Here is a 14,086-nt window from a genome sequence, read left to right on the forward strand (position 1 = left end):
TTGCTCACTGTCCGCTTGCTCCGGACGATCTTGCCGATAGGACGTACAATAAGGCTTTCACGCGTTTTACCAGCCGCCGCAATGTTCAACCCGTCCCAGCATGACGTACGCCGCTTCTTCTGCGAAACCTTCCGCAAGCATCGCGCCAACCAGATCCTGACCCCGCTCGAAGCCATCGCCCGCGACTGGATCGCCCAGCATCCCGAATACGACGATGCCCTGGCCGATGTCGAACAGGCGCTGGCGGCAGACTATTCGGTCGAGCAAGGGCACAATCCCTTCCTGCATCTGTCGATGCATTTGTCGATCAGCGAGCAGATTTCGATCGACCAGCCGCCCGGCATCCGCAAAGCCTTCCAGGCGCTGGCGCAGCGCAAGGGCTCGGAACATGAAGCGCATCATGAAATCATGGAATGCCTGGGCGAGATGATCTGGAATTCACAGCGCAGCGGCCTGCCTCCGGATGGCGCGGCTTATATCGAAAGCATCAAGCGCCGCTAGAACTCATTTCATCAATAGGCATGAGATGCGTTCTAGCATTCACCATCGCATGACGCGACCATGAAAAAAGCCTCTTCAATGAAGAGGCTTTTTACGTTGCCGCATTTACTGCACATTACTTTTGCAGCACCAGCGAACCCGGCAAGCCATGCAGATAAGCGGTGATGTCCTGGATGTCCTTGTCGGTCAGCACCTTGGCCTGGCCGGCCATGATCGCGTTGGTGCGACCGTTCATGCCGTCGTTGCCGCGTCGATAGGAGATCAGCGCGTGTTGCAGGTAATCCTGATGCTGGCCCGCCAGCTTCGGGTAGGACGGGTCGATCGGGGAATTGAAATCTTTGCCGTGGCAGGAAGCGCAATTGTATTTTTCAACCAGCAGCTTGCCCGATTCGGCATTGCCCGCCGCGAGGGCATGCAGGGAAACAGCGGAGGCAGCGGCAAAAACCGCCCAGGTCAGGATATTTTTCATCTCGTGCTTCCCTTATTTTTGCTGTGAGTAGTAAGCAGCCAGTGCAGCGATGTCCTTGTCGGACAGGCTGGCGGCGATACCCTGCATGCTTGGATGCTTACGCTCGCCTTTTTGATAGGCCTTCAGCGCGTTCTCGATATATTTTTCAGACTGGCCGCCCAGCATGGGGACCTGATAGACCTCGGGGTAAGTCGCTTTGTAGCCCGGAATCCCGTGACAGCCGATGCACATCGACACATTGACCTTACCGGTGTTACCTGCAAGATCGACGGCCGAGGCCGCGCTGGCAACACCCGCAAAAGCGAGCAGTACGAATAGTTTTTTCATATTGGCAGGGGTAAATAAAATCAAACAAGGCGAAACACGACACTTTTCGAAGCTGGTTCCACAGGTTTGGCTATACATTATTGGCTCAACCAATTTGGCTTAAGCATTCTCGCCCTTCCCCTGCGACGCCAAAAAACCGGTTGATTTTACCCCAAGAGCGCCGCGAGTCAAACTGTCGCGGCGCGCCAAATTACAACAGCGCTGCCCTCAAGCTCGGCTTATTGCGCTGCTTCAGCGTTCTTCTTCAGTTTCCGATTCGGTCGGAACAGGCTTGACAGAAGCGCTTACGGCTTTTTCAGGGAAGAAGAACGTCCATGGCGAAGCCGTGAAACGTCGCAGCACAGCACGAAAAACCACACGCCGAATCCGCGCAGGAATGTCGCGCGCGCGCAAAGCCAGGGCCAGCGCACAAGAAAACGCCACGCCCACGTTCAGCGCGCCGATCAGCAGGACGCCGCAGACCGCCAGCCAGAAGGCCGGCGTCGCCACGATACCCCAGCCGAGGCTGGCGCCGGCGGCAACCAGCGTACCGGTCGCCAGCGTGACGTGGCGCACATCCAGCGGCAAACCGAAAAAATGCGCCAGCACCGGCGTCATGCCTAGCAAGACGCCAAGCGACACATTGCCGGCGATGGTGGCGACATGGCGTTCCAGCCAGGCCGCCCAGCGCGCGGCACGCGTGGCGCCGAGCGCATGGACCAGGCGGCGCTGGTGCGCCAGCGCCTCGCGCAGGCGGCGCAGGGCAAACCAGTTGTCGGCAAAACCCGCAGCCAGGCTGGACAACCACAACAGGACGCCGGTGAAGGCGGCATACAAGGGCGCCGGCCCGACCAGCGACAGGTCATGCATGGCGGCACGTGCTTTGTCCGGCGTCATCAGCGTGGCGCCGAACATCAGCATGAACGCGGCCGTGATGAGCAGCATGGTCGGAATCACCGCCGCGATATTGCCGAAGATCGCCGCCGCCTGCGATCGCAGCAGCATCGCGGTCTCGCCGAGCAAGGCGCGCAATCCGTCGACGGTATCCAGCTCGCCCATCTTGGCCGCCAGCGCCGGCGCGGTCACCGCAGGCTGTTTGGTGGCGAGCACGCCGCCAATGGCGGCGATGATCAGGAAACTGATCGCGTAGTTCAGCGATGCAAAAGCGCCTTCGAAGAAATCCGCCAGCCCCAGTTTGCCCAAGGCGATTTTCATGAGCACGGTAAACGCCGTCACGATGCCGCCGAAACAGGCGGCCTTGAGCATCGCGTAATAGCTGGCGCGGTCGCGCGCGATGTAGTGTTCGCCATGATCGGCACTGCGTTCGACCATCTTGCGCGCCAGCAGCGCAAAGCTGCGCCGCACCAGGCTGCGCACCGACGAGCGGCTGTGATGCGCGGCGACCAGATCCGCCAGCAGCAGTTGCACGCGGCCGGTTTCGGGAGTTGCCGGCTGCGCCTTCCACGTCGAGGAGCGCACGTCGATCAGCCGTCCCATGCGCCCAAGTTGCGCGCGCATGCGTTCGAGGCGATACACCAGGCTGACCGAAACGCCGTATTCGTCCAGATGGGCATAAATGCGGTCGGTCTGCGCCTGGCACACCGCGATCAGCATACGCGCGCTGCGCAAGGCACCTTCGTCATAGGGAGCGGCGCGCAGATAGGCTTCCATCTCCCGCCGCAACGCCATGAACGGCGTGGCCTGCAGAGGCATCTTCGGTTCCAGCCGCTGGCGGAACGCCGGGCTGATGCCGTCGGCCACCACCACCGTGGTCAGATAGGTCAGGGCCTCTTCGATCTGCTGCCAATAGGTGTGCGAAATGCCGTCGTCGGCAGCCAGCTTCCACAGGCGCTCCTGCAACTCCTGGTCTAGTTCGAGCAACCATTCGGCGTCGTCCGGATCAGGAAACATCGCGGCGAACAAGGTCGGCAGCTCGCTCGGCGACAGATGCCGCGGCAGCAGTATTTTGAAGGCGCGCTCGGTCAGTTCGGAGAAAAAGGCGGACTCATGCGGCAAACCGGTGACCGAAAACAACTCGGGGCCGCTGGCTTCGCGCAGGGTCTTTTGCAAGCAGTTCTGGACTTGCCGCCGGATATCGCGATGCGCGTCGAGCCAGTCGAGCATCGCGCGCACGCGCTGATGCTTGACCCGGCGCCAGCCCTCGGCGTCCAACAGGGACACCTTGGGCTGATGGCGTATCCATTCGGCGACATCGATCATCCAGTTGGCGCGATCGTGCCAGGCGGAATCGGGATCGGCGCGACGCATCAGGACTTCCAACTGCGGCGCATGATCGGCGTGGTGTTCGTAACGCGCTTGCAGGCCATGGCGAAAGCGCCGCCAGATCACGCGTATCTTAAGGAAAAGAAACTTCATGCCTCACTCTGTTTTATGAGGAAAAAGGATCGGCAACAACGACAAAGGCGCCGTCGATCACATAGCAATACTATTTGGGGACGAAATGCCGGATTTCAACCGGACACGGAATGTGCTCCCGGATTTTTACCTTATACTCGGATTTATTTTCGTCCTGATGACATCCTGCCATGCGACAAGAAACACGCTTTGAAGGTTCCTCCAGTTACGTTGCCACCGACGACCTGAAACTGGCCGTCAACGCCGCGCTGACCTTGCAGCGCCCGCTGCTGATCAAGGGCGAACCCGGCACCGGCAAGACCATGCTGGCCGAAGAAGTGGCATCCGCATTGAACCGGCCCTTGCTGCAATGGCATATCAAATCGACCACCAAGGCGCAACAAGGTCTGTACGAATACGATGCGGTATCGCGCCTGCGCGATTCGCAACTCGGCGACGAGCGCGTCAAGGACATCCACAACTACATCGTCAGGGGCGTGCTGTGGCAGGCGTTTACCGCCGATGAGCCGCAAGTCCTGCTGATCGACGAAATCGACAAAGCCGACATCGAGTTTCCCAACGATCTGCTGCGCGAACTCGACCGCATGGAGTTCTATGTCTACGAAACGCGCGAGATGGTCCAGGCCAGGCATCGCCCGCTGGTGATCATCACCTCGAACAACGAAAAGGAATTGCCCGACGCCTTCCTGCGCCGCTGCTTCTTCCATTACATCAAGTTCCCCGACAAGGACACCATGCAGCAGATCGTCGACGTGCACTTTCCGCACCTCAAGCGCGACCTGCTGGCGCAGGCGCTGCAGACATTTTATGAAGTGCGCGACATCCCGGGATTGAAAAAGAAACCGTCGACCTCGGAACTGATCGACTGGCTCAAGCTGCTGCTGGCCGAAGACATTCCGGCCGAGACCTTGCACAGCAAGGACGGCAAGGCATCCATCCCGCCGCTGCATGGCGCCCTGCTCAAGAATGAACAGGACGTGCATCTGTTCGAACGCCTGGTGTTCATGTCCCGCAACAACCGTTAACCGTACACTGCCCCGCAAGGAGTCCGCCATGCAATTCCTGCACCCGATCACGCTCAAAGGTCAGTACGCCACGCTCGAACCGCTGTCGCTCGACCATCACGACGCGCTGATCGCGGCGGCTTCGGACGGCAAGCTGTGGAAGCTCTGGTATACCTCCATTCCCAAACCCGAAAACATGCGCGCCGAAATCGAACGTCGTCTCAGGTTGCAGGAACAAGGCTCGATGCTGCCTTTCGTCACGCGGCGCCATGATACCGGCGCCTTATGCGGCATGACGACCTACATGAACGCCGACGCCATGCATCGCCGGCTCGAGATCGGTTCCACCTGGACCGCCGCCAGCGCCCAGCGCACCGGCATCAACACCGAGTGCAAGCTGATGCTGCTGACCCATGCGTTCGAGACGCTGCGCTGCATCGCCGTGGAATTCCGCACGCACTGGATGAACCAGCAATCGCGCACCGCCATCCTGCGCCTGGGCGCCAAACAGGACGGCATCCTGCGCAACCATCAACGCATGCCGGACGGCTCGCTGCGCGATACGGTGGTGTTCTCGATCATCGAATCCGAATGGCCGACGGTCAAACGTCATCTGCAATTCAAGCTGGGCCATTGATTCCGGACCGCCACTTTATTTCATCATGCTGATCGACTTTTTCTTCACGCTCAAGGACGCACGGATCCCGGTCTCCATCAAGGAGTTCCTGATCCTGCTTGAGGCCATGCAAAAGAACGTCATCTCGCCGGCTATCGATGACTTTTACTACCTATCACGCGTCACGCTGGTCAAGGACGAAGCTAATTACGACAAGTTCGACAAAGCCTTCGGCAGCTATTTCAAGGGCATAGAAACGATCTTTGAAAAGAACCCGGAAATCCCGCTCGACTGGCTGATGAAACGCATGCAGCGCGAACTGACGCCGGAACAGAAAGCGGCGTTGGAGAAGCTCGGCTACGACAAGCTGATGGACCGTCTCAAGGAGTTGCTCAAGGAACAGCATGAGCGCCACGAAGGCGGCAACAAATGGATCGGCACCGGCGGCACCTCGCCGTTCGGCAACAGCGGCTACAACCCGGAAGGCATCCGCATCGGCGGCGCCGGCAAGAACCGCAGCGCGGTCAAGGTGTGGGACGAGCGCACCTACAAGGATTACGACAGCGAACGCGAGCTCGGCACGCGCAACATCAAGGTGGCGCTGCGCCGCCTGCGCAAGTTCGCACGCGACGGCGCCGAGGAAGAGCTGGCGCTGGATGACACCATCCGCGCCACCGCCAACAACGCCGGCTATCTCGACATCAGGATGCAGCCTGAACGGCGCAACAACATCAAGGTGATGATGCTGTTCGATGTCGGCGGCTCGATGGACGACCACATCGCGCGCACCGAAGAATTGTTTTCCGCCGCCAGGACGGAATTCAAGAACATGGAATTTTTCTACTTCCACAACTGCGTCTACGACTATGTGTGGAAGAACAATCGCCGGCGCCACGCCGAACGCTTCCCGACCTGGGATCTGCTGCACAAGTATGCGCCGGACACCAAGCTGATCTTCGTCGGCGACGCGACCATGAGCCCTTACGAAATCGTCCAGCCCGGCGGCTCGGTGGAATATAACAACGAAGAAGCCGGCGCCGTCTGGCTGCAGCGCTTCACCAGCACCTTCGGCAATTTCGCCTGGCTCAATCCGGAACCGGAAGGCTTGTGGCAATACCGGCAATCGATCGCCATCGTCCAGCAACTGATGAGCCAGCGGATGTTTCCGCTGACGATTGACGGACTGGAACGAGCCATGCGCCTGTTGAGCAAGTAACTCGGCGCCGACCCGCCATCACCCGGCTTGCACCGGGACGACGGTGCCGGGCTTAAACGGCAACGGGCGTATAACCGGCTTCCTTGATCGCTTCGGCGAACTCCGCCGCAGCGACGCTGCTGTCGATATTGACGCGCTTCTCCGCCACCTGCACGTCGACTTTGGCGTCGGCGTCGACTTCCTTGACGGCGCGGGTGATAGCGCCAGCGCAGTGGTTGCAGGTCATATCCTGTACATTGAATGTCAGCATGGCATTGCTCCTTTTCCGGTTAACGAATCCTGAGTTGACGAACGCAGCTTAAACCTTCCCATGCAGGCAAGGTCAAGCACTTGTCCTCGCCATTTGTGTCAGAATGAGCCTTGACCTTACCATGATGGGAAGGATCATGCTGACATCATGATCAATTCCTCTACGAGCTACTCATGCCCTCTTCGATATCCTCTTTATCCGCTTCTCCCAGGCTGCAAGAACTGACGCTGGCAGTTGAAGGCATGACTTGCGCCTCCTGCGTCGGCCGTGTCGAAAAAGCCTTGCGTGCGATCCCCTCGGTGCGCGACGTCAGCGTCAACCTGGCCACCGAACTTGCCACCGTGCAAGCAGAACCGGGCGTCCATGCCGAACAACTGATCGCCGCCGTCAACAAGGCCGGCTATGACGTCCGGCAAAAAGAAATCACGCTGGACATAGCCGGCATGACCTGCGCTTCCTGCGTCGGCCGGGTGGAAAAAGCCCTGCGCAAAGTGCCCGGCGTGAGCGAGGTCTCGGTCAATCTCGCCAGCGAAAAAGCTACGCTCGCGACAACTGCCGACGTGCCCGTCGAGGCGTTGATTGCAGCGGTCGGGCGTGCCGGCTATGACGCCAGCCTTCCAGCCGCAACGCAGGTCGGTGCGCAGAAAACCGCCGCCTTGCCCGCCTGGTGGTCGGTGGCCGCGGGCGCCATCCTGACGGCGCCGCTGATCCTGCCAATGCTGCTGATGCTTTTCGGCATTGCATGGCAATTGCCGGGAACATGGCAACTGCTGCTGGCGACGCCGGTGCAGTTCTGGCTCGGCGCGCGTTTCTATCGCGCCGGCTGGCGCGCGCTGAAAGCGCATACCGGCAACATGGATCTGCTCGTCGCGCTCGGCACCAGCGCCGCCTACGGATTGTCGCTCTACCAGTTGTTCCGGCAATGGCTGGGCAACGACGCCCACGCCGGCATGCATGGTGAGGCGCACTTCTATTTTGAAGCGGCGGCCGCCGTCATTACGCTGGTGCTGCTCGGAAAATGGCTGGAGGCCCGCGCCAAACGCCAGACCGCCGATGCCATCCGCGCGCTCAACGCGCTGCGTCCGGACAAGGCCACGGTGCGGCGCGACGGCGTCGACAGCGAGGTCGCCCTGTCCGCGGTCCGCATCGGCGATCTGGTGGTGGTGCGTCCCGGCGAACGCGTGGCCGTCGATGGCGTCGTGCGCGAAGGACTCAGCCAACTGGACGAATCGATGCTCACCGGCGAAAGCCTGCCGATGGAAAAACAGGCCGGCGACCGCGTCACCGGCGGCGCCATCAACGGCGACGGCCTGCTGCTTGTCGAAACCGCCGCCATCGGCGCCGAAACCGTGTTGGCCCGCATCATTCGCATGGTCGAACACGCACAGGCGGCCAAGGCGCCGATACAGCGCCTGGTCGATCAGGTCAGCGCCGTGTTCGTTCCCGTCGTCCTGGCGCTGGCGCTGCTGACGCTGCTGGGCTGGGGCCTGATCGGCGGCGATTGGGAACAGGCGCTGCTCAATGCCGTCGCCGTGCTGGTGATCGCCTGTCCGTGCGCGCTCGGCCTAGCGACGCCGACCGCCATCATGGCCGGCACCGGCGTGGCGGCGCGTCACGGCATCCTGATCAAGGATGCGGAAGCGCTGGAAATCGCCCATCGCATCACCGCCGTCGCTTTCGACAAGACCGGCACGCTGACCGAAGGCAAGCCGGTGCTGGCGGCGCTGCATGCGGTCGGCCGCAACGAAGATGAATTGCTCGGCATTGCCGCCGCGCTCCAGCGCAACAGCGAACACCCGCTGGCGCATGCAGTGATGGCCGCCGCCGCAAGGAAAAACATCGCGCCGGCAGCCGCAAGCGACAGCAAGTCCATCCCCGGCCGCGGCACCCAGGCCATCGTCGATGGCCGACGGACCTATCTCGGCAGCGCCCGCTGGATGCAGGAACTGGGCGCCGCGCCGGACAGCCGCCCTGCGCTCGGCGCTGCGGCGCATGAACTGGAACAGCAAGGCCGCACGATCTCCTGGCTGGCGCAGGACGATGCGGAACACGGCATGACGCTGCTCGGCCTACTGGCGTTCGGCGACACCGTCAAGCCTAGTGCGCTGAAGGCAATACGACGCCTGCACGACCTGAACATCCGCACCGTGATGTTGAGCGGCGACAATTACGGCGCGGCCGCGCATGTAGCAAAAGAACTCGGCCTCGACGATTTCCGTGCCAACATCCTTCCGGCTGACAAGGCGCAGGCGATCGTCGGCTTGCGCAATGACGGCGGCGAGAGCCGGGAAATCATCGCGATGGTCGGCGACGGCATCAACGACGCGCCGGCGCTGGCCGCCGCCGATGTCGGCATCGCCATGTCCACCGGCACCGACGTTGCCATGCAAGCCGCCGGCATCACGCTCATGCGCGGCGATCCGGCGCTGGTGGCGGACGCCATCGACATCTCGCGGCGCACCTACGGCAAGATCCGCCAGAACCTGTTCTGGGCGTTCATCTACAACGTCGTCGGCATTCCGCTGGCGGCTTTCGGCCTGTTGAATCCGATGATTGCCGGCGCCGCGATGGCGATATCGAGCGTAAGCGTGGTCAGCAATGCGCTCCTGCTGAAACGCTGGCATCCGCATGACGGCAAGGGAGAAAAACCATGAGCATGAATATCGGCGAAGCCGCCCGGGCGTCCGGCGTCACGGCCAAAATGATCCGTCACTACGAAGACATCGGCCTGGTGCCGAAGATGGCGCGTTCCGACGCCGGCTACCGCCTCTACAGCGAACGCGACGTGCATCTGCTGCGCTTTATCCGGCAAGGACGCGTGCTGGGATTTTCGATGAAGCAGATTGCCGACCTGATGGGCCTGTGGCTGGACCAGTCGCGTCCGAGCCGCAAAGTCAAGCAACTGGCCAGCGAACACATCAATGACCTGGACGAGAAAATCCGTGAATTACAGGCAATGAAATCGACGCTGGAACAACTGGTACAGCATTGCCACGGAGATTCCCGTCCGGATTGTCCTATCCTCGACGCCTTGAGCTGCCACTGAGAGAAGACGCTCCCTACACGACGTCAACTTCAATGACAGCCGCTGCCGTGGCTGCCGAGATTGACCGGCTTGCTGTCGTCGCCCATGTTGGCCAGGCCCTGCAGGATGCCGCAGTCTTTGGTCGGCTGTGCGCTGTCGCATTGCGCGCGCAGCTTCTTCAACAGTACTTGCAGGTTCTTGAGTTCGTTGATGCGTTGCGCGACGTGGTCGATATGCTTGTCGAGCAAGGCATCGACCTCGCCGCAATTCTCTTCGGGCGCGTCGCGAAATTGCAGCAGGCTACGCACTTCATCGAGCGTCATGTCGAGCGAACGGCAATGACGGATGAATTGCAAACGCTCGACGTGGGCGTCGCCGTATAAACGGTAATTTCCCTGCGAGCGCGTCGGCGCAGGCAACAGCGTTTCACGCTCGTAGTAACGGATGGTTTCCACCGGGCAATCGGTGAGCGCGGCCAGTTCGCCTATTTTCAAGATATCCATGCCTGCTCCTGTATTGGCTACTGTAGAACAATGAAACCCGCCTGGAAACAGGGTCATGAAAGACTTGACCCTGTAGCTGGTTCAGGGTTTTAAATATACAGCAAGCCCTCATATTTTGCTTGTCAGGAGTATGCATGTCGAATTGTTGTCATCACGACCACAACCATCAGGATGACCAGGAAAGTGGTCACGGGCACGATCATGGCGCCTCCTCGCCTGCTGCCGGCAACGCCAGGCCGACCGGCCTGAAGGATGCCGAAGAAGCGGTTTTCTTCATCCAGAAAATGGATTGCCCGACCGAAGAAAAGTTGATCCGCGAACGCCTGTCGCACATGGACGGCGTTGCGGCGATGCAGTTCAACCTGATCCAGCGCGAACTGACCGTGCAGCATCGGCTGGCCTCGGTCGCCCCCATCGTCGCGACGCTGACCGCGCTCGACATGCTGCCCAAGGTCAAAAGCGACACGCTCGATGCCAGCATCGGCAGCGATGAAGATGACCACGGCGCCTCCTACGCCATCCCGGCGCGCAAATGGCTGATGGTCGGCATCGCCGGCGTGGCGGCGCTGGCCGCCGAAGTCGTGGCGTGGAACAGCGGCGACGACCGCTCGCTGGCAGTCATTGCGCTGGCCTTGTTCGCGATTGCGACAGGCGGCGTGGACACGCTCAAAAAAGGCTGGATCGCCTTGCGCCATTTGTCGCTGAACATGAACTTCCTGATGTCGCTGGCTGTGATCGGCGCCGCCATCATCGGCCAATGGCCGGAAGCCGCCGTCGTCATCGTGCTGTTTACACTGGCAGAAATGATCGAATCGCTGTCGCTGGACCGCGCGCGCAATGCCATTGCCGGATTAATGGCGATGTCGCCGGACCAGGCCACCGTCTTGCAGGACGGCGCGTGGATCAGCCTGGCCGCGAAGCTGGTGGCCCCCGGCGCCGAAGTGCGCGTCAAACCGGGCGAGCGCATTCCGCTCGACGGCGTCGTCACGCAAGGACAGCCGGCCGTCAACCAGGCGCCCATCACTGGCGAGAGCATGCCGGTCGCCAAGCAAGCCGGCGACCAGGTCTTTGCCGGCACCATCAACGGCCACAGCGCCTTCGATTATCGCGTCACCGCTGCGCAAAGCGAATCGACGCTGTCGCGCATCGTCAAAAGCGTGCAGCAGGCGCAAGGCCAGCGCGCGCCGACGCAGCGTTTCGTCGATCAATTCGCGCGCTATTACATTCCTGCGGTCGTGGCGGTCGCGGTGCTGGTCGCCGTCGTCCCGCCGTTCGCATTCGGCGCAGCGTTCTATCCGTGGTTCTACAAAGCGCTGGTGCTGCTGGTGATCGCCTGTCCTTGCGCATTGGTGATTTCCACGCCGGTTACCATCGTCAGCGGATTGGCGGCGGCGGCGCGCCACGGCATCCTGATCAAGGGCGGCGTCTATCTGGAACAAGGCCGCCTGCTCAAGGCGCTGGCGCTCGACAAGACCGGCACCATCACGCACGGCAAGCCGGTCGTCACCGATGTGCAGCTATTGTCCGCGGACGATGAAGCGATGTTGTTGCGGCATGCCGCCAGCCTGGCGCTGCGCTCCGACCATCCGGTCTCGGCGGCGATTGCCGCGCACTGGAAATCGCTGCAAAACGGCGCAGCCGATGAGGTTGCCGATGACGTTACCGATTTCGAAGCGCTGACCGGACGCGGCGTCAAAGGCCGTATCGGCGGCAGCGAGTTCTACCTCGGCAATCACCGCCTGGTGCATGAAATGGGCATGTGCAGCCCGGCGCTGGAAGAACGCTTGCAGGTATTGGAAAAACAAGGCAAGACAACCACCATCCTGTGCCGCGACGGCAGCGCGCAATTGCTGCTGGCGGTCGCCGACACCGTGCGCGATAGCAGCCGCGAGGCCATCGCGCGCCTGCACAAGCTTGGCGTCAGCGTCACCATGCTGACCGGCGACAATGCGCACACTGCACGCGCCATCGCCGACATCGTCGGACTCGACGACGCCCGCGGCGATCAGTTGCCTGAGGATAAACTCGACGCCATCGCCGGCCTGATCGAGCGGCACGGCCATGTCGGCATGGTCGGCGACGGCATCAACGATGCGCCTGCACTCGCACGCGCCCAGATCGGTTTCGCCATGGGCGCGGCCGGCACCGACACCGCGCTGGAAACCGCCGACGTCGCGCTGATGGACGATGACTTGCGCAAGATTCCCGACTTCATTGACCTGAGCAAAAAAACGCATCGCGTGCTGATGCAGAACATCGCGATCGCGCTCGGCATCAAGGCGATTTTCCTGGTGCTCGCGCTGACCGGCGAAAGCTCGCTGTGGATGGCGGTGTTCGCCGATATGGGTGCGAGCCTGATCGTGGTTTTCAACGGTTTGCGGCTAGTGCGCTCGCTCTGATTGGAACTCCGGCGACGCCGAACCGAGCGGCATCGCCGGACGGTCCCATGCCATCGCAGTGCGGCCGACCGCCACCGGTCCGTGCAGCCGCCGGGCCGGCCCCCAAAATGTTTCTTCAATCGCCGGCGCGAGGTCGGCGGCGTTTTCCGCTTGCAGCACCGCGTCGACCTGCCGCCCGGATTCAGTCACCAGCAATTGCGCCATGCGCGCCAGCGACGTGCGCATTTCAATGCCCTTGCCGGTTTTCACACGCTGCGTCAGGCCGCGTATCGCGGCGGTCGCCAGCAGATAGCCGACGGCATGGTCGAGCGCCTGCACCGGCAGCGGCGTCGGCTTGTCGCGTCCGAGCCGACGCATGCCGGCCTCGGCGATGCCGCTGCTCATCTGCACCAGGCTGTCGAATCCGCGCCGGGCTTTCCACGGACCGCTCCAGCCGTAAGCATCGAGACTGACGTCGACCAGCGCCGGATTGATGCGGCGGCGGCTGGCGGTGTCAAAGCCCATCCCGGCCAGCGCATCCGAACGGTAGCCATGCACCAGCACATCGGCTTGCGCCAGCAACTGCGTGAAGATTTCCTGCCCCAGCGAGGTCTTCAGGTCGAGCCGCGCGCAACGCTTGCCAGGCACCATATCGGGGACCACGCCCGGTTCGTCCCAGGTCGGCGGATCGATGCGCAGCACGTCGGCGCCGAAACCCGCCATGAACCGCGTCGCGGTCGGTCCCGCCAGCACGCGCGTCAGGTCCAGCACGCGAATGTCCTGCAACGGACGCTGCTTGCCGATCTGCCAGTCCGGCGCAACGGCGCCAGGACCTTCGGCGATATGCAGCAGCGGTTCGCTGTTGACCGCCGCGCCCTGGGGATGCCAACGCCATTGCTCCATCGTGCGCATCTGCGCGGCGCAACCGCCCTGAGCGACCACGGCGATTTCGAGTTCTTCGGCTTGCCAGCCGGCCACCGCCTGCGCCACGGCGGCACGGTCGGCCGTCGCATCGAGCACGGTCAGCGCCGCTTCGCGGTGATGCGGGGCATTGGTGTGCAGACGTATCCAGCCGTCGGCAGTCTGGTAATCGCCGGCGACTGTATCCCACAAAGACGGCGCTTCCCAGCCTTGCGGCCGGATCGAGGAACCGAACCAGAACGACGCCAGCCGGCGGTCGGCCTGCACGCGCGCGAACTCGCCGCCGCCGGCATGCATCAGCTCGGCCACAGCCAGCCCGGCGGCGCCGACCGAGGCCGTCGCCAGGTCGGTGACGGCAAAGATCGACGGCAAGCTGCCGCTGCCGGTGAAATGCACATGCTCCAGATCGGCCTCGCGGCCGTGGGCGGCCAGCCATATCTCACGCAGGAAGCCGCGCACACTGGATTCGGATGATTCGCGATTCAACATATCTGCCTCTCTTCAACAAGATGATGGCCAGC

General features: G+C 62.0%; 13 protein-coding genes. 7 read left to right on the forward strand and 6 right to left on the reverse strand.

What is annotated here, in order from left to right; all coding sequences use genetic code 11:
• Positions 1-81: 81 nt before the first annotated feature.
• Positions 82-501, forward strand: a complete 420-nt coding sequence (locus RV1423_RS12990; RefSeq protein ID WP_034297117.1) for a DUF1841 family protein — start codon at positions 82-84, stop codon at positions 499-501.
• A gap of 115 nt (positions 502-616) precedes the next feature.
• Here RV1423_RS12990 and RV1423_RS12995 read toward each other — a convergent pair whose 3' ends face one another.
• From RV1423_RS12995 to RV1423_RS13005, 3 genes are all read right to left on the reverse strand, one after another.
• Complete coding sequence (locus RV1423_RS12995; protein WP_034297120.1) at positions 617-970, reverse strand: cytochrome c; 354 nt, start codon at positions 968-970, stop codon at positions 617-619.
• A gap of 12 nt (positions 971-982) precedes the next feature.
• Positions 983-1,297 carry a cytochrome c gene (locus RV1423_RS13000; RefSeq protein ID WP_034297122.1) on the reverse strand — a complete coding sequence of 105 codons (315 nt, stop codon included), beginning with the start codon at positions 1,295-1,297 and terminating at the stop codon, positions 983-985.
• A gap of 231 nt (positions 1,298-1,528) precedes the next feature.
• On the reverse strand, positions 1,529-3,652 hold the full coding sequence (locus RV1423_RS13005; RefSeq protein ID WP_034297124.1) for a site-specific recombinase: 2,124 nt from the start codon (positions 3,650-3,652) through the stop codon (positions 1,529-1,531).
• Between the two features lie 170 nt (positions 3,653-3,822).
• On the opposite strand from RV1423_RS13005, the gene RV1423_RS13010 reads away from it, so the two are divergent.
• From RV1423_RS13010 to RV1423_RS13020, 3 genes are read left to right on the forward strand one after another with little or no spacing between them, the layout of a single operon-like run.
• Positions 3,823-4,677, forward strand: coding sequence for a MoxR family ATPase (locus RV1423_RS13010; protein ID WP_034297127.1), 855 nt, complete (start codon positions 3,823-3,825; stop codon positions 4,675-4,677).
• A 28-nt stretch (positions 4,678-4,705) separates the two neighbouring features.
• Positions 4,706-5,293, forward strand: a complete 588-nt coding sequence (locus tag RV1423_RS13015; protein WP_034297130.1) for a GNAT family N-acetyltransferase — start codon at positions 4,706-4,708, stop codon at positions 5,291-5,293.
• Between the two features lie 25 nt (positions 5,294-5,318).
• Positions 5,319-6,488 (forward strand): VWA domain-containing protein, encoded by a 1,170-nt coding sequence (locus RV1423_RS13020; protein ID WP_034297133.1) that lies wholly within the window; start codon positions 5,319-5,321, stop codon positions 6,486-6,488.
• A gap of 52 nt (positions 6,489-6,540) precedes the next feature.
• Here RV1423_RS13020 and RV1423_RS13025 read toward each other — a convergent pair whose 3' ends face one another.
• Positions 6,541-6,738: a heavy-metal-associated domain-containing protein gene (locus RV1423_RS13025; RefSeq protein ID WP_034297135.1), complete on the reverse strand. Its 198-nt coding sequence runs from the start codon at positions 6,736-6,738 to the stop codon at positions 6,541-6,543.
• A 173-nt stretch (positions 6,739-6,911) separates the two neighbouring features.
• On the opposite strand from RV1423_RS13025, the gene RV1423_RS13030 reads away from it, so the two are divergent.
• Both RV1423_RS13030 and cueR read left to right on the forward strand, forming a co-directional pair.
• Positions 6,912-9,392, forward strand: coding sequence for a heavy metal translocating P-type ATPase (locus tag RV1423_RS13030; RefSeq protein ID WP_034297137.1), 2,481 nt, complete (start codon positions 6,912-6,914; stop codon positions 9,390-9,392).
• Between the two features lie 2 nt (positions 9,393-9,394).
• Entirely contained in the window at positions 9,395-9,784 is a 390-nt protein-coding gene (gene cueR, locus RV1423_RS13035) for a Cu(I)-responsive transcriptional regulator (protein WP_034297140.1), read from the forward strand.
• A 29-nt stretch (positions 9,785-9,813) separates the two neighbouring features.
• Here cueR and cadR read toward each other — a convergent pair whose 3' ends face one another.
• Positions 9,814-10,266, reverse strand: coding sequence for a Cd(II)/Pb(II)-responsive transcriptional regulator (gene cadR, locus RV1423_RS13040; RefSeq protein ID WP_034297141.1), 453 nt, complete (start codon positions 10,264-10,266; stop codon positions 9,814-9,816).
• Positions 10,267-10,400: 134 nt separating this feature from the next.
• Between cadR and RV1423_RS13045 the strand changes: the two genes are divergently transcribed.
• On the forward strand, positions 10,401-12,665 hold the full coding sequence (locus tag RV1423_RS13045; protein WP_034297143.1) for a heavy metal translocating P-type ATPase: 2,265 nt from the start codon (positions 10,401-10,403) through the stop codon (positions 12,663-12,665).
• Here the strand turns inward: RV1423_RS13045 and RV1423_RS13050 are convergent.
• Entirely contained in the window at positions 12,648-14,054 is a 1,407-nt protein-coding gene (locus RV1423_RS13050) for a CoA transferase (RefSeq protein ID WP_051516661.1), read from the reverse strand. The two genes, RV1423_RS13045 and RV1423_RS13050, sit on opposite strands and share 18 nt — an antisense overlap.
• Positions 14,055-14,086 lie beyond the last annotated feature (32 nt).

Source organism: Herbaspirillum sp. RV1423 (assembly GCF_000577615.1).
GTDB lineage: Bacteria > Pseudomonadota > Gammaproteobacteria > Burkholderiales > Burkholderiaceae_D > Herbaspirillum.